Source organism: Moraxella lacunata (assembly GCF_002027545.1).
GTDB lineage: Bacteria > Pseudomonadota > Gammaproteobacteria > Pseudomonadales > Moraxellaceae > Moraxella > Moraxella lacunata.
On the sequence record NZ_MXAN01000023.1, the window covers coordinates 16,330 to 35,325 of the forward strand.

Here is an 18,996-nt window from a genome sequence, read left to right on the forward strand (position 1 = left end):
GGTGGCTTTTATAATGACAGCACTTTATAAATCAGATTAAGGGGCGTATCATGGCGATAGATGTGGTCATCAACCAAAAGCATTTACAAATTCAGCTCAAACAGCTAGAAACCGTCTGGCATACGGTCGTCAATGGCTATAACCTATCCCAAGCCGCCGAACTGCTCCACACCAGTCAGTCCAGCCTATCCAAACAAATCGCTACCCTAGAAAATCAGCTCAAAGCGGACGTGTTTACCCGTCAAGGCAAACGCCTGACAGGGCTTACCCCCATTGGTAAATCGCTACTGCCCCACATCGAAGCGATTTTTGCCGAGATACGCACCATCGAAAACCTAAGCCTTGATTTTAATAACGCCCAAGAAGGCACGCTGACCGTTGCCACCACCCACACCCAAGCCCGCTATGTCTTACCCACCATTGTCAAGGAGTTTTTGCAAAAATTCCCTAAGATCAATCTGGTGCTACAACAAGCCGACCCCGAGACCATCGCCCAAATGGTCATTCGTGGTCAAGCCGACATTGGCATTGCCACCGAGAGCCTGCTCAACAATGCCGTGCTACGCTGTCATCGCTATTATGACTGGTCGCACGTGGTCATCGCCCCCAAAGACCATGAGCTGGCAGAGCTGGCAGACGTGATGGATGGCGTGGATTTGCCTGAGCTGGCAAGTTTTCCCATCATTACTTATCATGGCGGTTTTACAGGGCGAAGTGCCATTGATAGGACGTTTGAGCAGGCAGGGTTACAACCCAAAATCGTGCTTGCCGCCCTAGACTCAGACGTGATTAGCACCTATGTATCGGCAGGTCTGGGTGTGGGCATCATTGCCGAGATGGCGTACGAGCCTGCCAACTACCCCGACCTTGTTGCCATTCCTATCAGTCATTTTGGGCGGTTTACCAGTTGGATTGCGGTGCGTGATGACAGCGACATTCGCAAATTTGGCGGTGAGTTTATTAAGCTGTGTCAAAGTCAGTTTGATAAACGCTAACACGCCCCGATTTTTAATATCTCCAAAAAACTCTCCCAACAAAAAACGCACCGACATGGGGTGCGTTTTTAATTTTAAATATTTAAACAATGTGAAAATTGTTAAAATTATTTTTTGCTTTTTTTGGCAGTTTTTTCGGCGGGGTTTACCGCATCTTTTAGACCTTTACCTGCTTTAAAGCCTGGTACTTTGCTGGCAGCGATTTGTAGTGACTCGCCAGTCTTAGGGTTGCGACCGGTACGGGCAGCACGCTCTTTGACGCTAAAAGTACCAAAACCGACCAATACCACATCATCGCCACGCTCTAAGGCACCTTGTACGCTAGACGTGAAAGCGTTAATGGCTTTGGTGGCTTGCTCTTTGGTAAGACCTGCTTCGCTGGCAACAGCATCTACTAATTCTGATTTATTCATGATTTGTCCTCATGGTGTTGATGATAAGAATGTGAAATGAATTTACATTTTGCCAAGTCTCGCAATACCGATGAAGTTGGCAAAAGCAAATTCTAAGCCCACAACACACGCTTGGGCTTATTTTGAGTGCATTGTATAAGGGTATTGCCCATTTTACAAGGGGTATGGCAAAATATTTTTATCTTTTTTACAAAAATACCCCATCAAAGGCGGGATATTTACGATAAAAGCCTACTTTTATCCTTTTTTGCCAAAAAATCACGCATTAGTTACATTAAGGTGGTTTACTTTTTTTGGATATCATCTTATCATTAGCATTATTTTGTGAATTGATAATATCTGTATGACCGACCAGCCGACCCATAGCACCAAGCCCAACGACCCACAGCCGACCTATCGCACCAATGATGACAACGGTGGTGTGTCTCGTGGACTGTTAAATGTTCTATTGGTGTTTTTAGAATCAGCCATCACTTTGATACTCCGTTTTGACCCCACACTGCGACAGCTTGCCTACCCGCTTGCCGAGCGTGGTACGGTGGTCTGCATTCGCACCTACCTGCCCCATGTGCAGTTTTATGCCACGTTTGGCTATCGTGGTGTACTGCTCGATGACCGCCTACCCAATGACAAGACCACGCCTGACATGACGGTCAATGCATACAGCTTTCAGCTGATGAATGCCATCACCACGCACAAAAGTAGTAGTGTTGAGTCACTACAAATTCGTGGTGACCATGAGGACGTGCATGACTTTAAGGCGTTTTTGGTGCAGTTGGGCGTGGGCGGTGTCATTCAAAACCTGCTTGGCAAAGTCAAAGGCAAACCTGCCCCCACCCCCGAACAAAAAGCCGAAAAACAAGAAAACTACAAAGCCAAAATCGCCGAGCAGTCCGCTCGCATTGATGAGTTAACGGTGCATAACCACAAGCTAAATACCGCTCTCATCGAACTACAAGGCAAACAAAAAAGCACCTTTATCGCTCTTGTTGTGGTGGGGGTCATCGCACTGATTGCCATCATCATGAACTTTGTTTGATTGTTTTTTACTCATAAAAAGGCGAATCTTCCGCCTTTTTGTTCATTTTATGGGTTATTTATTTTATTGGCTTGATTTTTGCCCTAACGCCAAACATTCAATTCCTACCCCCTTAGTCGGATTGCAAACCACGTCTGTCATGCTATGATAGCCATGCTATGACAACTATCAATTTTTGGCTTGATTTGGACTATATTTAATAGTTCATTCAAAAGATAAATTTATGATGAATTTTATCAATGGCAAAAATCAATTACTTTGATAAAAAATAATCTTGACTGGATTACTAGGAATTATTATAATAGTCACATATTATTTACCCACGCCTAGCTTAGTTGCCATCAACGTTAGGCTAGGCAATTTGGAAACCATATTCTGCGATTGACAACACGTGGACGCTATGCGGTGACCGCCCTACTTGATTTGGCGGTACAAGAAAGTCGCCATCAAGGGGCGGTGTCCTTGTCTGACATTGCAAAGCGTCAATCTATCTCTATCTCTTATCTTGAACAACTTTTCTCAAAGCTACGCAAAAAAGGCTTGGTCAGCAGTACTCGTGGGGCGTCTGGCGGTTATCATCTTGCCAAACCCTTAGACGAGATTGACATCATGAGTATCATCACCGCCGTTGATGAGTCCATTAACGCCATGCAGTGTGGCGGTAAAGGCGACTGCCGAGACGGTGAGATGTGCCTAACGCACGACCTATGGCACAACTTATCAAACCACATCGAAGCCTATCTGAGCAATGTTACCCTAGCCCAACTCTTAGAATCTAAGCATACAGGGTACATCGCTGACCGCCAACAACAAAAATGATTGGCGAGAAAAACGACAAAACCAACTCAATCAATACAATTAACTTAGGGGTCAATCCAGCATGAGCCAGTCATCACTTATTTATTTAGATTATGCCGCCACCACGCCAGTCGCCCAAGAAGTCGCCGACAAAATGGTCAACTACATGACTTTTGACGGGATTTTTGGTAATCCTGCCAGTCGCTCACACGGCTTTGGTTGGCAAGCCGAAGAAGCGGTAGAAAATGCCCGCTTGCAGATTGCCGAGACAGTCGGTGCTGACCCCCGTGAGATTGTGTTTACCAGTGGGGCAACTGAGTCGGATAACCTTGCCCTAAAAGGCGTGGCTCATTTTTATCATGGTAAGGGCAAACACATCATCACATCAAAGATTGAACACAAAGCAATCCTAGACACCTGCCGTCAATTAGAAGAAGAAGGTTTTGAAGTTACCTATCTTATCCCCCAAGAAGCCACAGGCATTATCACGCCTGAGCAGGTAGAAGAAGCCATTCGCCCCGATACGATTTTAGTCAGTCTCATGGCGGTAAATAATGAACTGGGCACGGTAACAGATATTGCCAGTATTGGTGAGATTACCCGTGCTAAGGGCGTACTGTTCCATGTAGACGCCGCCCAAGCCGTTGGCAAAATCAAAATCAACCTAGAAGAGCTAAAAGTCGATTTGATGAGCTTTTCTGCCCACAAAATCTACGGTCCAAAAGGCATTGGTGCGTTGTATGTTCGCCGTAAGCCCCGTGTGCGTATCAAAGCCGAACAGCATGGCGGTGGGCATGAACGTGGTATGCGTTCTGGTACACTTGCCACGCATCAGATTGTTGGTATGGGCGAAGCGTTTGCCTTGTCCGTTCAACGTTTTGATGAAGACCACGCCCATATTACTCGCCTGCGTGATAAGCTGTGGAATGGCTTACAGGGCATTGAAGAGATTTATCTTAACGGCAGTTTTGAACAAGGCGTCCCAAACATCCTAAACGTCAGCTTTAACTTTATCGAAGGCGAGAGCCTGATGATGAGCCTAAAAGATTTGGCGGTGTCGTCTGGTTCGGCGTGTACGTCGGCAACCTTAGAGCCGTCTTATGTCCTGCGTGCAATCGGTCGCCCCGATGAGTTGGCTCACTCGTCCATTCGTTTTAGTATCGGTCGCTATACCACCGATGAGGACATTGACCATGTTCTTGCCCAAATCACCGATGCGGTAAATAAACTGCGTGAGCTGTCGCCCCTTTGGGATATGTTTAAAGAAGGGGTTGATTTTAGTAAGGTTGAATGGCAAGAGCATTGATTTTTACCAAAAGAATTAAACCATGAACCATAAGCACTTAATCACAGCAATTATCATGTCATTTGCCCATATTGCATTGGCAAATACTGACATTGCAGGCGTTTATTCACATCATGGTGAAGGCGTAATCCACAAACATTATCTATTTGAGAATGGTGATTATTGTCAAGAGCTTGGTTCTTATGGTTTTATAGGAGTATGGGCAGGTCATTGGCACCTGCAAAATCAAGCTGATGATAAGGTATTAAATACCACACAAAAAAGTTTCTTTAATACCTTATTTCCTGCTTGGTTTGATAAAGAAAAGACAGTAACATCGCCACAGATTGTTATTGATACTTCTAATTTTACCAAAATGACTTATTATGGTATTGAAGGCGTGCAGGCGGTATTGGGTTTTAGTGAAAATGAGCATTTAAACCATGCCAAATTGATATATCCAACATTGATTATACCAGCACACCCTTAAAGAGCCAAGAATATCGCCTTAATATTCCAACTTCTGCCAATTATGTATTTATTGGGCAAAAAGAAGAATATAACAAAGACTATCACATGGTGCGATATTCGCTTGATAAAATTAAAAAAGGCAAGCATGATTTGTATGTCGGTTTAGACCCAAGTCATCATTTTTTATTAACATCACCACCGCATACGCTAATATTAAAAGATGATAAAATCATCCATACAACGAAATTTAATACAACAGAATATTATAAAAGCCAATTTGACAATGACACACGCTATTATTTTAAAGGTGTGGAGCTTGATAAAAAGAGTATTGAGCGGTTAGATGATTATCATCAAAATCCAGATTTGTATGAAATGCTTTTTCACGATAATGAAGACCCATATAGCCTTGCCATGCGTGAATTATATGAAAAGAACAAAAGTGCTGATGAGTTACTCAAAGACGGCTCTATCACGGTATTAAAAAACGAAAAAGAATACATTATTCATACTTGTTTAAATCCTATTTACCACCATGATAAAGATAATGGCACATATTTTGAAAAAATGATACAGCCGATGTATTTTGATAAAAATACACAGTTATTAACACCAACCAATTTTATTTGGCAAGGTAATATAGACAAAGATACTTGGTATCAAACAAAATAGCAATGATTGCCAACCTTTAACCCAATTTAAATCAGCCAAATATTGCCAAGCAATATTAGCAACTCGGAGACCATTATGGCATACTCAGACAAGGTCATTGACCATTACGAAAACCCCCGCAACGTGGGCAACCTAGACAAAAACGCCAAAAACGTTGGCACAGGCATGGTCGGAGCTCCCGCCTGTGGCGATGTCATGCGTTTGCAAATCCAAGTGGGCGATGACGGCATTATCGAAGATGCCAAATTCAAAACCTATGGCTGTGGCTCGGCGATTGCGTCAAGCTCGCTTGTTACCGAATGGCTAAAAGGCAAAACCATTGACGAAGCCCGTGCCATTAAAAACCTAGACATCGCCCAAGAGCTTGCCCTGCCCCCTGTTAAGGTGCATTGCTCTGTGTTGGCAGAAGATGCGATTAAGGCGGCGATTGAAGATTATCAAGCAAAATCAGCAACTGCTTAATTTTCCAATAAATTCAATAACATAGGAAAGACTTATGATTACTCTAACAGACCGAGCGATAACGCACGTCAAAGACTTTTTGGCAAATCGTAGAAGCGGTGTGGGCATTCGTGTGGGTGTACGAACGGCAGGGTGTTCAGGTCTTGCCTATGTGCTTGAATTTGTGGACGAGCCAAACGACACCGATGAACGATTTGACAATGACGGCGTGAGCGTGTTCGTGGACCCAAAAAGCCTTGTCTATCTGGACGGCTTACAAATGGATTACGTTACCGAAGGGCTAAATTCTGGCTTTAAATTCACAAACCCCAACCAAACAGGCGAATGCGGTTGTGGCGAATCCTTTACGGTGTAACGTATGGTTTTATTAACCAATAATTTTTTTGAATTATTTGGGCTACCTGTGGCGTTTGGCATTGACAAATCCGCCCTAAAAGCGACCTTTTTGAACCTGCAAAAACAGCACCACCCCGACAATGCCGACAATATCGCCCAAGCCGAGCAAAACACCGCCTTGATTAACCACGCTTTTGACACCCTAAATCGTGATGACAGCCGTGCTATTTATCTGCTTGAATTATCAGGCGTGGCGTTTCATTCGGACAAAACCATTGCCGATGAGCTATTTTTAATGCAAATGATGAGCTATCGCATGGAGCTAGAAGATGCCATTTTTGACAATGACAAACATACAATCAGTCAAATTGCCAACAATATCAATACCTTAATGAATCAAACGGCAGACAACTTTGATAGTGTTTATCAAGCAAAAGACTGGCAAACCGCCCAAATCATCGCCCAAAAATTACGCTTTTTGGGTAAATTGCACGATGACATGACGGACGCTTTATCCAAATCATCAAGCCAAGATGACGGGCAAGATGATGATTTATATGTGTGATTTTTAATTGTTTGCCCCATTCTCAACTTTATATAAATGATTGATTTATCAAGGGCGAATTGCAATTCGCCCCTACAACTTGGAAATAGTTATTGAATAATCAATAAGTTATAATTTTAAGTTGAGAGCGAAGCATTATTTTTAAAAATTTAAAAGATTTAAACAACCCATAAAACGCCAAAAATTTTAACACCCAATTTATCCCAAATGAGTAAAACCATGTTAAAATTTTAGCCAACTTGTAAAACCATAAAATACCATAATACCATGTCTCTACTTCAAATCAGCGAACCCAACCAATCCGCCAAACCCCACCAGCACCGCTACGCCTTAGGCATAGACTTGGGGACGACTCATTCGCTTGTGGGTGTGGTACGCTCAGGACGGGCGGACGTGTTGCCCTTTGGCGATAGCCCCCTATTGCCGAGTGTGGTATATTATGGCGACAAGGCAGACACCCCCATTGTCGGCAAGCACGCCTTGACTTACAACGACCCCAAAAATACCATTATCTCCGCCAAACGCTTTATGGGGCGGTCTTTGGCAGACATTAAATTTAGCCACCCTTATGAATTGGTTGGGGGCGACAACGCCATGCCAGCGTTCGTTACCGCACAAGGTGACAAATCGCCCGTTGAAACGTCCGCCCATATCCTAGCCAAGCTCTACAACCACGCCAAGGCAAGCCTACCGCCTGATAGCATACAAGGGGCGGTGATTACCGTGCCTGCCTATTTTGACGAAGCCCAACGCCAAGCCACCAAAGACGCAGGGGCAAGCATCGGGCTTAACGTATTACGCCTATTAAATGAGCCGACCGCCGCCGCCATTGCCTATGGGCTTGACAAATCCGCCAAGACAGGCACTTATCTGATTTACGACCTAGGCGGGGGGACGTTTGATGTGTCGGTGTTGTCCCTAAAAGACGGGGTGTTTGAAGTCTTAGCCACGGGCGGAAATTCGGCTTTGGGCGGAGATGACATTGACCGTTTGATTGCCAATTTCTTTATCAAATCGGCAGGACATGACCCCAAAAACGTGGACAACGCCCAAAAAAGCACCCTTGCCAACCTTGCCAAAAGCTACAAGCAAAAACTCTCCGAGCGTCAAGCGGTGTCGGTAGACGTTGAGATTGACGGTGTGCCATTTAGCACGCTACTAAACCGAGACACGCTCGCCCAAATCTGTGAGCCTGTGATTCGTAGAACTTTGCAACTATGCGAACAAGTGCTAACTGATGCACGCCTTGACAAAACCGCCATTGATGAAGTGGTGCTGGTCGGCGGCTCTACTCGTATGCCAATTGTGCAAAATGCGGTACAGGCGTTTTTTGATAAAAAACCCTTATGCTCTATCAATCCTGACGAAGTCGTGGCACTTGGGGCGACACGGCTTGCTCATCAGCTCATCAACAAACAAGACGATAACCTACTCCTACTGGACGTAACGCCCCTATCGCTTGGGCTTGAAACCATGGGCGGACTGACCGAAGTTATCATTCCACGCAACACCCCCATTCCTGTGGCACGCAGACAGACCTTTACCACGCACACGGACGCTCAGACGGGTATGGTAATTCATGTGGTGCAAGGCGAGCGTGAGACCGTGGCGGATTGTCGCACTTTGGCGAATTTTACGCTAACAGGCATTCCACCCATGAAAGCAGGGCTTGCCCGTGTGGAAGTTACCTTTGCCATTGACGCTAACGGACAGCTGACCGTATCGGCAATGGAGACGACCACCAAAGTCGCCAGTAAAATTGATGTCGTGCCAAGCTATGGGCTGACCGAAGAGCAACAAGAAGAACTTTTAAAAGCAGGTTTCATCCACGCCAAAGCTGACAAAGAAAAGCGTATGCTCATCGAGACCAAAGTAGAAGCCGAGCGTGAGATTTTGGCATTGCAATCGGCATTGGCAGAATTTGGCGACTTACTTGATGACAACGACAAAGCCAAATTAAGCGAAAAAATAACCGCCGTCAAATCCGCCATTGACACCGCCCAAACTGCCGATGATAAGACAATGCTGAATAAGGCGGTGAGCGAATTAAAACCTTTGTCGGATAATTTTGCGTCCGTCATCATGAACCAAAATGTCAAACAGGCATTGGCAGGGACAAAGGCAAGCGATTGGAAATGATTGCATTTCTATCAAGCAGGGGCAATTGCAATTGCTCAACCCAGTCCCTAATTGTTAAAAAATCAACCCTTAAAAATCCGTAGGTTGGACAGTTGTCCAAAACCCATTAAAAATAAAAGTGAGTATCATGGTAACAATCACCGTACTTCCCCACCACGAAATCTGCCCAGACGGGGCGACTGTTGAGCTAAACTCAGGCGAAAACCTGCTTGAAGGCTTGCATGAACACGGCATTAACATTGAACACGCTTGCGACTGCTCCAAGGCGTGTACCACTTGCCATGTGGTTGTCCGTGAAGGTTTTGACAGCCTAGAAGAAATGGACGACATAGAAGCTGACCTGCTTGACCGTGCGTGGGGCTTAGAGCCAAACTCTCGCCTATCGTGCCAATGCGTGGTTGCTGACGAAAACTTAACTGTCTATATCCCCAAACACACGCTAAACCACGCCAAAGAAGGTCATCATTGATTAAATTTACAAATAACAACCGCTTTTATACAGATAAAGGCGGTTTTTTTATGTGCTTTTATGTATAATTCCAAACATAATTTACTTATCCATATCTATCATTTTGACATATCCCACCAAAAATCACGCATTTATCATAAAAAATTTCCAAAAAATCCAAGAGTTGGTATAATAAACCTTTTTATGCAGTAGGCATTATTATGGCGACTTTATATTAAATCTCTTTCCAAACTAAAAATAAACCCTTGTAAGTATTAGGGTTGAAGTTTTTAAAAATCTACAAAAATCAGGGTTTGGAAAGAAGTCTATTATATCAGCACCAAAAATCTACTCAAACTTGACAACGGCAAAGAGTCCACCATTTCTTGCCAAGCCATCAATCAATACACCAAAAATATCAAACAAATCAAAGACAGAAGAGCATGGAAAACCGAAGGTGCTGGGGCAATGTTTATGGGTACAGCACAAGCAGAACAGGATGATTTTGACGCAATTTACCCCACCGCCATTGCTTTTATGGACGACAACACCTATGTCTATAGTGCCAGATTGCAAGAAGGTACAGCGATTCAGTCCAAACCAATCGGTAGCGACACGGCAAGCGAGGGGCTGATTTTACGCAAGAGCGATTTTCAGGTATTTGATTTGTGCTATGATTCAACAAATAAGCGAATTATCGCCTCGGCAAGCGACACCTCTTACGCCAGTCCTTATGGTGAGCGACATTTGTGCGTATTATCGCTTGACAGTGCTCGCACGCAGTTTGTTACCGAAGGCGAATGCCAAGACAAAAACCCAAGCGTAGACCCCAATAACAGCACTGTGATTTATTATGATTCTTGTGGACTTGCGTACACCCAAGATAACGTTGTGTTTAGTCCCCGTCAAGTCAATCGCTTAGACCTCGCCACGGGTGAACTTGAGACGGTACTGGCAGACGATAAATTTGACTATTTTGCACCCATTATGGACACCCAAGGCAACCTTTATGCCATCAGACGACCCTACCGTGAGCATGATAGCACCGACCCTGTGGGTACTGCCAAAGACCTGCTCACAGCACCTTTTAAAATCCTAAAAGCCATCGTGGGCTGGCTGGACTTTTTTACCAAACGCTATTCAGGCGAATCTTTAAAAACGTCAGGTGCTAACCCCGCTCGCACCAAACCCAAGAGCGAAGAAGAGCTGTTTATTGAGGGAAATCTTGTCAAAGCGGATAAAAATTTGCTAAAAAATCAAGCGGACGGCGAGAAGTTTGCAGGCTTTATTCCCAAAAGTTGGGAGCTGATAAAATGCCTGCCCACAGGTGAGATACAAATCATCAAAAAAGGCGTTATGGCGTATTGTCTTGCAGATGATGATGTTGTCATCTCCAACGGCAAATCAATCGTCAAAATCACTAACGGTCAAGAAGAGCTGATTGCTCATGCTCCCAAAGTTGCCAAACTGATGTGGGTGTAAATTTGCAAAACAAAGGAAAACTTATGGCGATTCAATCCCCTAATTTTAAAGACAAACCCCTAACTTTCATCTTTACAAATTTCCAATGGCTTTTGACGTTGGTTATCCTATCGGGCGTGTTTGGCTCGGTGGTGGGTGTTGGGGCGTGGGTTGGGGTTTGGGCGGTGGTTTTATTAACTCCCATCCTTTTGCTTTTTTACAAACCTTATCAATGAAAAAAGACTTGGAAATACCAAGTCTTTTTAAGCAATTTAACCTATTTTGTGGCAGGTAATCGCTCTGGTGCCACATCAAACCATTTTTCATGAATTTTGGCATAAGTGCCATCGGCGACAATGTTGGCAAGTCCTGCATTGATTTTTTCCATCAACTCGTTTTCAGACTTTGGTGTGATGATAACCATGTCGTAATGCTCAAAAGCCTCACCCTCACCGACGATTTTAAAGTCAACCTCAGGGAACTGCTTGGCATAGTAACGTAGCACACCTTCATCTGCCAATACCGCCTCAGCATTGCCTGTCGCCAATTCTTTAAAAGCTAAGAATGCGGATGGCTTTCCAATAATACTAGGATTACCTTGACCAATCTCTTCTTCCAATTGCGGAATGTAGGGGCTATCAGCCAATGTTGCAACTTTCTTGCCATTTAAATCTTTTAAGTTTTTGATACTGTTGTTTTCTGCGGAAACAGCAAGTGCATCTCGTCCCCATGCGTAGGTATTAGAAAGTAAGTATTTTGCTTCTCGCTCATCGTTTCTTGAAAAACCTGACATGACAATATGGCTTTGGGCATTATCCAAGCCTTTGACAAGCACTTCCCAATCCTGAGGAATGACATCCACGCCAAAGCCTTGATTTTCAGCGATGGCTTTGATGATGTCCACGTCAAAACCTTGGGCGTTACCATTTTCATCCTTAAAATCATAAGGAGGATAGTTAGCATCGATACCGACCACATAAATTTGAGCGTTGGGTGCAGTGGCACTCGCACTGGCTTGCTCACCCGTGGTCGGGGCTGTGCGGTAGGTGTTGGCTCGCTCTTAGGCTCACTGGCGGTTTCGGGGGCTTTATCGCTACATGCCATTAATGCCGACAACATCAATGGTAAAATGGCATACTTTGCCTTGGTGCTAAATTTTTTCATCAAGGTGTCCTATAATTAAACAAATGAATTATCCAATCATTTATTGGGTTTTATGATAATACCATATTCACATGTTTCAAGATAGCCTTGTGGCGACTTTTATTAAATCTCTTTCCAAACTAAAAATAAACCCTTATAAGTATTGGGGTTGAAGTTTTTAAAAATCCATAAAAATCAGGGTTTGGAAAGAAGTCTATTACATTTTATTACAAATAATTTGTTTTAAAAATAATGATTATTGATAAATTTTTATTTGATTTGTTTTTGGTATCCAGAAAATTAACAATAACTGCGTGATTTGATACAAAATACCATGATTTTCACGTTTTTTTTTGATATAATTTGACAAATTTAATCATTTTGGAGCTATCATGGCACTTGTATCCTTACGCCAACTTCTTGACCATGCAGGCGAACACGCTTACGGTTTGCCCGCCTTTAACGTAAACAACCTAGAACAAATGCGTGCCATTATGATGGCAGCAGACGAGACCGACTCGCCTGTCATCGTACAAGCATCGGCAGGAGCCAGAAAATACGCAGGAGCTCCCTTTTTACGTCATTTGATTTTGTCCGCCATTGAAGAGTGGCCACACATTCCTGTCGTCATGCACCAAGATCATGGCACAAGCCCTGCTGTCTGCCAACGCTCCATTCAGCTTGGATTTAGCTCTGTCATGATGGACGGCTCATTGAAAGAAGACGGCAAAACTCCTGCCGATTATGATTATAACGTGGGCGTAACCCGTGAAGTCGTCAAAATGGCTCATGCGTGTGGCGTGTCAGTCGAAGGCGAAATCGGCTGTTTGGGTAGCTTAGAGACTGGTATGGCAGGCGAAGAAGACGGCGTGGGTGCAGAAGGCGTGCTTGACCATAGCCAACTTTTGACATCAGTTGAAGAAGCTCGTCAATTTGTCGCCGATACCAACGTGGACGCTCTTGCCATTGCGGTGGGGACTTCACACGGTGCGTACAAATTCACCCGTCCGCCTACTGGCGATATTTTGGCGATTGACCGCATCAAAGAGATTCACGAAGCCCTGCCAAACACTCACCTTGTCATGCACGGCTCATCAAGCGTTCCCCAAGAGTGGCTAAAAATCATCAACGAAAATGGCGGTAACATTGGCGAGACTTATGGTGTGCCAGTGGAGCAACTTGTCGAAGCCATTAAGCACGGTGTTCGTAAAATCAACATTGACACCGATTTGCGTTTGGCAAGCACAGGGGCGATTCGTAAATTTATGAATGACAATCCTGCTGAATTTGACCCACGCAAATACTTACAAGCAAGCATGAATGCCATGAAAGACATCTGTGTGGCTCGCTATGAAGCCTTTGGTTCGGCAGGTCATGCCAGCAAAATTCGCCCAATCTCATTAGAGAAAATGGTGGAATATTATAAATAATCGATATAAATCGTACATAAGGACGAAGAGATTCGTCCTTATTTGTATTTTAAAGGAAAAACAATGATTGGTATGATTACAGGGCAAGTCGCCCATCTATCCGCCCCTGTCGCTTGTGTCATGACATCAGGCGGAATTGGCTATGAGATAGAAATGCCCATTGGTGGGTTTTGTACGCTGTCTGTCGGCATGAACGTTACGCTTTATACGCAACTGGTCGTGCGTGAAGACGCTCATCTGCTGTTTGGTTTTACTGACAAGTCTGAGCGAGAAATTTTTAAAAAACTCATCAAAATCAATGGCGTGGGGGCAAAAATGGCACTTGCCATACTCTCAACCTTACCGCCTAGCGAACTACACCAAGCGGTAGAATATGGCGATGAACCCGCCTTAACTCGCGTGGCAGGCATTGGCAAAAAAACCGCCCAACGGCTTATCATTGAATTAAAAGGCAAATTAGACGGCACATCGGACGATTTATTTACCCCAACCACCACCCAAGATGAGCCAACACACACCGCCAACCCCATGCACGCCATATATGAAACCGAAAGTGCATTGGTGAGCTTAGGCTATAAAGAAAAGGAAGCCCAATCCGCCATTAAGACCGCCAAACAGTCGCTGTCCGATGATGAGCTGACCACATCAAACCTATTAAAGGCAAGTTTAAAAATTTTGTCGGGATTTTAGTCGCCCACAAAAAACACCGTTATCACAACGGTGTTTATCAGTCATTCTGCAAAAATCCGCTCTATCTCTTTTTCAATATCTTGTTGCATTTTTTCATTATCGAGATTGGGGTTGTCAATCAGCATTTGCACAACCAACTTTTGTAGCTCGTCCATGTATTCAGGTGTCATTATGTTGGTTTTTTGAACAACGCTTTTGCCAATGGGCGTGCTTAGAAATTCATTATAAGCATCAATCTCTTCTTGGGTGTAGTATTTTTTGGCGACATCAATAAAGATTTGGTTTATTTTTTGGCGACTTTGCGGTGTTATCACTTGACCTATAACTTGATTCACATATTTTTCAAATACCATGCCTACTTGTTTGGCTTGCTCAGGAGTTACGCCTTCCTTTTGAGCGATTTGGGCTTCAAAAAGCTGTCTCTGTGCGTTCAAACTGCCTTGCATACCAAGATCAAAGGCTTTGTCCATCTCTGATAATTGCATGAATTTTATCAACGATTCATCAGATGGCACTTGGGCGGTGGCATTCATGGTAAAGGTTAGAGATATGCCAAGTAGCATGGCGGTGAGTGATTTTTTCATGAGTTTCATGGGTTTTCATGAGTTTCATGGGATTGTCCTTAGCTAAAAAATCTTATTTTAAATCAATCTCATTTATTTTTCAAGCCCTAAATCACCCGCACCCCACTCACCACCATCACGCCCCACTCGTTCATCATAAAATCCACGTCCACCGCCCCATATCGCATGGCACACACCACGCCGATTTCAGACTGGCGGTAGGCAGGGCGTGGGTCTTGGGCGATAAGCTCACCGATGAGTGCTTTATCATCAGTGGTTAATAAACCCGACTTTATCAACACATCAAATTCATCATGTGCCTTATCATTAAAGACAACATTCCGCCCAGTCGGTTTATCAAACCCTGTCGCCCCATTCACACCGTCCACATAAGGCAGATAAGGCTTGATGTCTAGTATAGGCGTGCCGTCCACCATGTCCGCCCCTGTAATGTGCAAAATCACTTGATTATCAACCACTTCCACTCTATCAAGCCCCACCACCGACAGCCCCACCCCAGACGGGCGGTACATACTGCGTGTGGCAAATACCCCGATTTTGTCATTACCGCCCAAGCGTGGCGGACGCACCTGCGGACGAAAATTGGCTTGCTCTTTGTTGTGATGAAATTGCCACAAAATCCACAAATGGCTATACCGCTCAATGCCCACAAAAGCATCAGGTGTGCCATAGGGGACGACAAAGCGAATATGACTTTTGACAGCGACAAGGTTGGGCTGACGTGGCACGCCAAACTTTTGGGATAGGGGCGAGTTATGATAACCGATAATCGGCAAAACGTGTGTGTTCATGGTATTTTTGGGTGGTTTATGCTAAAATGACAAATGGATATGCCAATTTTTAAGTAAAATTTGGCATAAAAAATCGCTATTATACACAAAATTTGCTATTATATCAGATTTGATAATCATTCTTAATCACTGGAAAACGTCATGTCAAAATTCATCAACGAAACCGTAACCTACGTCCATCACTGGACAGACCGCCTATTTACCATTAAGACCACTCGTAGCGACAGCTTGCGTTTTAGAAGTGGCGAATTTGCCATGATTGGCATTGAAGTGGATGGCAAACCGCTTGTCCGTGCCTACTCTATCGCCAGCCCCGCTTGGGCAGAAGAGTTAGAATTTTTCTCTATCAAAGTCCAAGACGGCCCTTTGACTTCACGCCTGCAACACATCAAAGTGGGCGACACCCTGCTCGTCTCCAAAAAACCCACTGGCACGCTCGTACTTGATGACTTACTACCCGCTAAGCATTTGTACCTACTTGCCACAGGCACAGGACTTGCTCCGTTTTTATCGCTCGTGCGTGAACCTGAAATGTACGAACGCTTTGAAAAAATCATTTTGGTACATGGCATGCGTCATACCGAAGATTTGGCGTATAAAGACTTTTTTGAAAACGAACTGCCCAATGATGAGATTTTTGGCGAATGGGTGCGTGAAAAGCTCATCTACTACCCCACCGTAACCCGTGATGAGTTCAAAAACCAAGGGCGTGTTACCGACATCATCAAATCAGGTAAACTCTTTGCCGACATCGGTCTACCCCCCATGAACAAAGACGATGACCGTGCGATGATTTGCGGTAGCATGGCGATGAATGCCGATATGTCTGCTATCTTAGATGACTTTGGTTTGACTGTATCGCCACGCATGGGCGTACCTGCTGATTATGTGGTCGAACGGGCGTTTGTGGGTTAATAACCCATTGATGACAAAACGCACTATTTTTATGGTGCGTTTTTTGTTTTTACATTTTGACAAAATCCATTTTTCACACTTTTTCCATAATTATCCATTTAAATCATGCTGTGATAAAATTTTAAACACACAAAATCATGATGAAAAAACGCTTTGCCCTACCCTTATTTGCCATTATCATTTTATCCGCTTTTGGATTTAACTTTTATCAAAACTCGCCTGCCAATCCCACGGCACACGCCACCACCTTATCACCCAGACAGCTTGAACTTGTCAATCAACCACCCCTAAGGGCAGGCACACAGATTGACAAACTCATCGTTTATAAATCAAAACGAGAAATGCACGCTTTATATCAAGGCAGTTTGGTAAAAATTTATCCCATATCGCTTGGCAAAAACCCGATAGGACATAAAGAATTTGAAGGCGACATGAAAACGCCCGAGGGGATTTACACCATAAACGACCGTAACGCCAACAGCAGTTACCATAAAAACTTAGGAATCTCCTACCCCAACGAAGCCGACATCGCCCACGCCAAAGCTCACGGTAAATCGGCAGGCGGGGCGATAAAAATCCACGGAATCAAGAACGGGCTTGGCGACATCATCGGAGCAAATCATCTGCTCAAAGACTGGACGCATGGTTGTATCGCCGTAACAGACCGCCAGATAGACCAGCTGTTTGTGGCGGTCGTAGAGAATGCGGTGATTGAGATTTTGCCTTAATGCTTAGGCTAAATACTTGGGCTTATAGCCACCTACAACCAATCGGGGCTTGGGCGACCCGTATATGCCAAAATATCCGCCTTACCACAGCGGTAATAGGCACGATAAGCACTAACAGTATCATCGCCTTGATATTCATCGGGCATGACCTGCGGGGGTGCGATAAAGGGCGTGTCGGTAGAGATGGGGCAGTTTATCAAAATATGGCGGAGCTTTTGGTCAGTCAGATGAACCTTGCCATAGCGGTGCGTGTACTCGTCGCACAGAGCGATAAACAGCCGATAAAGCCAATCATAATGCGACTTTGAGCCACGCACCCACATCGCACATGGGTGATTTTGGTGAGTACATTTGTACAGCACCGCCCGCTCATCATCGCTAAGGACGTTGTCACACAGATGATGAGCGGTACACAGTAACTGAGCGTATTCCAATATCATCTTGACCACGTGCTTATTACCATGAAAACTGGCACAGCGTACAGGGTTAGGGTCAAGGTAGAAAATATTCAAAACAACCTACTTGCTGTCAATGACCGCACGGATTTTACTTGCCAGCTCTGTCAGCTCGTCTTGGTCTGCCATAACACTCTCATGCTTGCCTAGCTCATGGACGTGGGTTGGAATTAGGTGCATGTGATAGTGGAACACGCTTTGTCCTGCACCCGCGTGGTTAAGTTGCATTTGGACAATACCGTCCACACCTAGGGCAGTGCGTTGGGCGGTGATGACTTTTTGGGCGGTTTTGAACACCGCACAGGCATATTCGCACGGCAAATCGGACAGTTCCACCGCTTCACACTTTGGAATGACCAGCACATGACCTGTTGCCTGTGGCATGACATCCATAAAGGCAAGGGTTTTGTCATCTTCATAGACTTTATGGCAAGGGATTTCGCCACGCAAAATTTTGGCGAAAATGTTGGTGTTATCATAAGTCATGGACTGCTCCTTTTTACAAAAATGAATGCCTACATTCTAACACAAACCACATTAAAAATGCCCTGATTTTCAAATTTTTAATAAAGACACATCCTAAAAAAGATGATATTTTTTATATTTCGGTGTACAATGGTTAAAAATCTTAGGAAAAGCACATGACCATTCAAACAGACCCTATTTTTAGCAACCATTACAAAGTCTATATCAACCACACAGACGCTGGCGGTATCGTCTACCACGCCAATCATTTAACATTTTTTGAAAATTGCCGTCGAGATTGGCTAACGTCGCTTGGTTTTGATGGTTATTTTTTTGAGATGGACGGGACGGCAGATGGCACAGACGGACAGCAAGGCAAAGTGCATTTTGTGGTCAGCCGTGCTGATTTGACTTATAAATTACCACTTTTGGTTGATGACAATCTTGTCGTTACCATCGCTGATGTGGTCAAAAAGTCTGCAAGCCTTATCATCACTCAGCATATCTACCGAAATGATGATGATTTCAAAAATGGCAAAATCGCAACCACAGGTGTAATTACCCTTGCTTGCGTAATGAATGGCGAACACGGCATTCGCCCCTGTCGTCTGCCCATGGCATTTCGCTGATAATTTGTCAAACAGCCAAATCCTAACAAAAAATTTGGCTTAATCATAAAAAAACAGGAAATATCTTTGAACCGCACCCCAA

The 18,996-nt window shown here is 44.3% G+C and carries 25 protein-coding genes; 19 read left to right on the top strand and 6 right to left on the bottom strand.

Annotated features, from left to right (window positions below; translation table 11 throughout):
- Window positions 1-50 precede the first annotated feature (50 nt).
- The gene (locus B5J94_RS04410; RefSeq protein WP_062499085.1) at window positions 51-995 is read left to right on the top strand and encodes a LysR substrate-binding domain-containing protein; all 945 of its coding nucleotides are present in this window, start codon (window positions 51-53) and stop codon (window positions 993-995) included.
- A 107-nt stretch (window positions 996-1,102) separates the two neighbouring features.
- Here the strand turns inward: B5J94_RS04410 and B5J94_RS04415 are convergent, their stop codons facing one another.
- A complete protein-coding gene (locus B5J94_RS04415) occupies window positions 1,103-1,408 on the bottom strand; it encodes an HU family DNA-binding protein (protein WP_062499084.1) in 306 nt (101 codons plus the stop codon).
- Between the two features lie 343 nt (window positions 1,409-1,751).
- Here B5J94_RS04415 and B5J94_RS04420 point away from each other — a divergent pair, with 343 nt between their 5' ends.
- The 12 genes from B5J94_RS04420 (at window position 1,752) to B5J94_RS04475 (ending at window position 11,320) form a co-directional block, all read left to right on the top strand.
- Window positions 1,752-2,447 (top strand): hypothetical protein, encoded by a 696-nt coding sequence (locus B5J94_RS04420; RefSeq protein ID WP_062499083.1) that lies wholly within the window; start codon window positions 1,752-1,754, stop codon window positions 2,445-2,447.
- Window positions 2,448-2,822: 375 nt separating this feature from the next.
- A complete protein-coding gene (locus tag B5J94_RS04425) occupies window positions 2,823-3,266 on the top strand; it encodes an Rrf2 family transcriptional regulator (protein ID WP_062499082.1) in 444 nt (147 codons plus the stop codon).
- A 61-nt stretch (window positions 3,267-3,327) separates the two neighbouring features.
- Window positions 3,328-4,551, top strand: coding sequence for an IscS subfamily cysteine desulfurase (locus B5J94_RS04430; RefSeq protein WP_062499081.1), 1,224 nt, complete (start codon window positions 3,328-3,330; stop codon window positions 4,549-4,551).
- Between the two features lie 55 nt (window positions 4,552-4,606).
- Window positions 4,607-5,020: a hypothetical protein gene (locus B5J94_RS04435; protein ID WP_143821897.1), complete on the top strand. Its 414-nt coding sequence runs from the start codon at window positions 4,607-4,609 to the stop codon at window positions 5,018-5,020.
- Window positions 5,021-5,106: 86 nt separating this feature from the next.
- Window positions 5,107-5,673 carry a hypothetical protein gene (locus B5J94_RS04440; protein ID WP_062499079.1) on the top strand — a complete coding sequence of 189 codons (567 nt, stop codon included), beginning with the start codon at window positions 5,107-5,109 and terminating at the stop codon, window positions 5,671-5,673.
- A gap of 75 nt (window positions 5,674-5,748) precedes the next feature.
- Window positions 5,749-6,135 carry a Fe-S cluster assembly scaffold IscU gene (gene iscU / locus B5J94_RS04445; RefSeq protein ID WP_062499078.1) on the top strand — a complete coding sequence of 129 codons (387 nt, stop codon included), beginning with the start codon at window positions 5,749-5,751 and terminating at the stop codon, window positions 6,133-6,135.
- Window positions 6,136-6,169: 34 nt separating this feature from the next.
- Window positions 6,170-6,490 (top strand): iron-sulfur cluster assembly protein IscA, encoded by a 321-nt coding sequence (gene iscA, locus B5J94_RS04450; RefSeq protein WP_062499077.1) that lies wholly within the window; start codon window positions 6,170-6,172, stop codon window positions 6,488-6,490.
- A gap of 3 nt (window positions 6,491-6,493) precedes the next feature.
- A complete protein-coding gene (gene hscB, locus B5J94_RS04455; RefSeq protein WP_062499076.1) occupies window positions 6,494-7,036 on the top strand; it encodes a Fe-S protein assembly co-chaperone HscB in 543 nt (180 codons plus the stop codon).
- A 267-nt stretch (window positions 7,037-7,303) separates the two neighbouring features.
- Window positions 7,304-9,175, top strand: a complete 1,872-nt coding sequence (gene hscA, locus B5J94_RS04460) for a Fe-S protein assembly chaperone HscA (RefSeq protein ID WP_062499075.1) — start codon at window positions 7,304-7,306, stop codon at window positions 9,173-9,175.
- Window positions 9,176-9,302: 127 nt separating this feature from the next.
- Window positions 9,303-9,644, top strand: a complete 342-nt coding sequence (gene fdx / locus B5J94_RS04465; RefSeq protein WP_062499074.1) for an ISC system 2Fe-2S type ferredoxin — start codon at window positions 9,303-9,305, stop codon at window positions 9,642-9,644.
- Window positions 9,645-10,097: 453 nt separating this feature from the next.
- The gene (locus tag B5J94_RS04470) at window positions 10,098-11,105 is read left to right on the top strand and encodes a hypothetical protein (protein WP_228144524.1); all 1,008 of its coding nucleotides are present in this window, start codon (window positions 10,098-10,100) and stop codon (window positions 11,103-11,105) included.
- 23 nt (window positions 11,106-11,128) lie between these two features.
- The gene (locus tag B5J94_RS04475) at window positions 11,129-11,320 is read left to right on the top strand and encodes a hypothetical protein (RefSeq protein WP_062501566.1); all 192 of its coding nucleotides are present in this window, start codon (window positions 11,129-11,131) and stop codon (window positions 11,318-11,320) included.
- 41 nt (window positions 11,321-11,361) lie between these two features.
- On the opposite strand, the gene B5J94_RS04480 is transcribed toward B5J94_RS04475, so the two are convergent.
- Window positions 11,362-12,060, bottom strand: a complete 699-nt coding sequence (locus tag B5J94_RS04480; RefSeq protein WP_062501568.1) for a substrate-binding periplasmic protein — start codon at window positions 12,058-12,060, stop codon at window positions 11,362-11,364.
- Window positions 12,061-12,066: 6 nt separating this feature from the next.
- On the opposite strand from B5J94_RS04480, the gene B5J94_RS04485 reads away from it, so the two are divergent.
- The 3 genes from B5J94_RS04485 (at window position 12,067) to ruvA (ending at window position 14,347) form a co-directional block, all read left to right on the top strand.
- Window positions 12,067-12,267: a hypothetical protein gene (locus B5J94_RS04485; protein ID WP_062501570.1), complete on the top strand. Its 201-nt coding sequence runs from the start codon at window positions 12,067-12,069 to the stop codon at window positions 12,265-12,267.
- Window positions 12,268-12,619: 352 nt separating this feature from the next.
- Window positions 12,620-13,657, top strand: a complete 1,038-nt coding sequence (gene fba / locus B5J94_RS04490) for a class II fructose-bisphosphate aldolase (RefSeq protein ID WP_062500626.1) — start codon at window positions 12,620-12,622, stop codon at window positions 13,655-13,657.
- 63 nt (window positions 13,658-13,720) lie between these two features.
- Complete coding sequence (gene ruvA, locus B5J94_RS04495) at window positions 13,721-14,347, top strand: Holliday junction branch migration protein RuvA (RefSeq protein ID WP_062500624.1); 627 nt, start codon at window positions 13,721-13,723, stop codon at window positions 14,345-14,347.
- A gap of 41 nt (window positions 14,348-14,388) precedes the next feature.
- On the opposite strand, the gene B5J94_RS04500 is transcribed toward ruvA, so the two are convergent.
- Together B5J94_RS04500 and tsaA are read right to left on the bottom strand one after the other, a co-directional pair.
- The gene (locus B5J94_RS04500; RefSeq protein ID WP_079363956.1) at window positions 14,389-14,940 is read right to left on the bottom strand and encodes a DUF2059 domain-containing protein; all 552 of its coding nucleotides are present in this window, start codon (window positions 14,938-14,940) and stop codon (window positions 14,389-14,391) included.
- A gap of 77 nt (window positions 14,941-15,017) precedes the next feature.
- The gene (gene tsaA / locus B5J94_RS04505) at window positions 15,018-15,722 is read right to left on the bottom strand and encodes a tRNA (N6-threonylcarbamoyladenosine(37)-N6)-methyltransferase TrmO (RefSeq protein WP_062500620.1); all 705 of its coding nucleotides are present in this window, start codon (window positions 15,720-15,722) and stop codon (window positions 15,018-15,020) included.
- 141 nt (window positions 15,723-15,863) lie between these two features.
- Between tsaA and B5J94_RS04510 the strand changes: the two genes are divergently transcribed.
- Both B5J94_RS04510 and B5J94_RS04515 read left to right on the top strand, forming a co-directional pair.
- Window positions 15,864-16,637, top strand: coding sequence for a ferredoxin--NADP reductase (locus B5J94_RS04510; protein ID WP_062500617.1), 774 nt, complete (start codon window positions 15,864-15,866; stop codon window positions 16,635-16,637).
- A gap of 137 nt (window positions 16,638-16,774) precedes the next feature.
- Window positions 16,775-17,365, top strand: a complete 591-nt coding sequence (locus tag B5J94_RS04515; protein ID WP_211271055.1) for a L,D-transpeptidase family protein — start codon at window positions 16,775-16,777, stop codon at window positions 17,363-17,365.
- Between the two features lie 32 nt (window positions 17,366-17,397).
- On the opposite strand, the gene B5J94_RS04520 is transcribed toward B5J94_RS04515, so the two are convergent.
- A complete protein-coding gene (locus tag B5J94_RS04520; RefSeq protein ID WP_143821898.1) occupies window positions 17,398-17,877 on the bottom strand; it encodes a pyrimidine dimer DNA glycosylase/endonuclease V in 480 nt (159 codons plus the stop codon).
- Window positions 17,878-17,883: 6 nt separating this feature from the next.
- Window positions 17,884-18,306, bottom strand: a complete 423-nt coding sequence (locus tag B5J94_RS04525; protein ID WP_062500611.1) for an HIT family protein — start codon at window positions 18,304-18,306, stop codon at window positions 17,884-17,886.
- 155 nt (window positions 18,307-18,461) lie between these two features.
- Between B5J94_RS04525 and B5J94_RS04530 the strand changes: the two genes are divergently transcribed.
- Window positions 18,462-18,914, top strand: coding sequence for an acyl-CoA thioesterase (locus B5J94_RS04530; protein ID WP_062500609.1), 453 nt, complete (start codon window positions 18,462-18,464; stop codon window positions 18,912-18,914).
- Window positions 18,915-18,996 lie beyond the last annotated feature (82 nt).

Excerpts from the sequence above, each read along its gene's own strand:
- B5J94_RS04410 (WP_062499085.1), top strand. The coding sequence starts at position 51 with ATGGCGATAGATGTGGTCATCAACCAAAAGCATTTACAAATTCAGCTC.
- B5J94_RS04415 (WP_062499084.1), bottom strand. The coding sequence starts at position 1,408 with ATGAATAAATCAGAATTAGTAGATGCTGTTGCCAGCGAAGCAGGTCTT.
- B5J94_RS04420 (WP_062499083.1), top strand. The coding sequence starts at position 1,752 with ATGACCGACCAGCCGACCCATAGCACCAAGCCCAACGACCCACAGCCG.
- B5J94_RS04430 (WP_062499081.1), top strand. The coding sequence starts at position 3,328 with ATGAGCCAGTCATCACTTATTTATTTAGATTATGCCGCCACCACGCCA.
- B5J94_RS04435 (WP_143821897.1), top strand. The coding sequence starts at position 4,607 with ATGTCATTTGCCCATATTGCATTGGCAAATACTGACATTGCAGGCGTT.
- B5J94_RS04440 (WP_062499079.1), top strand. The coding sequence starts at position 5,107 with ATGGTGCGATATTCGCTTGATAAAATTAAAAAAGGCAAGCATGATTTG.
- iscU (WP_062499078.1), top strand. The coding sequence starts at position 5,749 with ATGGCATACTCAGACAAGGTCATTGACCATTACGAAAACCCCCGCAAC.
- iscA (WP_062499077.1), top strand. The coding sequence starts at position 6,170 with ATGATTACTCTAACAGACCGAGCGATAACGCACGTCAAAGACTTTTTG.
- hscB (WP_062499076.1), top strand. The coding sequence starts at position 6,494 with ATGGTTTTATTAACCAATAATTTTTTTGAATTATTTGGGCTACCTGTG.
- hscA (WP_062499075.1), top strand. The coding sequence starts at position 7,304 with ATGTCTCTACTTCAAATCAGCGAACCCAACCAATCCGCCAAACCCCAC.
- fdx (WP_062499074.1), top strand. The coding sequence starts at position 9,303 with ATGGTAACAATCACCGTACTTCCCCACCACGAAATCTGCCCAGACGGG.
- B5J94_RS04470 (WP_228144524.1), top strand. The coding sequence starts at position 10,098 with ATGGGTACAGCACAAGCAGAACAGGATGATTTTGACGCAATTTACCCC.
- B5J94_RS04475 (WP_062501566.1), top strand. The coding sequence starts at position 11,129 with ATGGCGATTCAATCCCCTAATTTTAAAGACAAACCCCTAACTTTCATC.
- fba (WP_062500626.1), top strand. The coding sequence starts at position 12,620 with ATGGCACTTGTATCCTTACGCCAACTTCTTGACCATGCAGGCGAACAC.
- ruvA (WP_062500624.1), top strand. The coding sequence starts at position 13,721 with ATGATTGGTATGATTACAGGGCAAGTCGCCCATCTATCCGCCCCTGTC.
- B5J94_RS04500 (WP_079363956.1), bottom strand. The coding sequence starts at position 14,940 with ATGAAACTCATGAAAAAATCACTCACCGCCATGCTACTTGGCATATCT.
- tsaA (WP_062500620.1), bottom strand. The coding sequence starts at position 15,722 with ATGAACACACACGTTTTGCCGATTATCGGTTATCATAACTCGCCCCTA.
- B5J94_RS04510 (WP_062500617.1), top strand. The coding sequence starts at position 15,864 with ATGTCAAAATTCATCAACGAAACCGTAACCTACGTCCATCACTGGACA.
- B5J94_RS04515 (WP_211271055.1), top strand. The coding sequence starts at position 16,775 with ATGATGAAAAAACGCTTTGCCCTACCCTTATTTGCCATTATCATTTTA.
- B5J94_RS04525 (WP_062500611.1), bottom strand. The coding sequence starts at position 18,306 with ATGACTTATGATAACACCAACATTTTCGCCAAAATTTTGCGTGGCGAA.
- B5J94_RS04530 (WP_062500609.1), top strand. The coding sequence starts at position 18,462 with ATGACCATTCAAACAGACCCTATTTTTAGCAACCATTACAAAGTCTAT.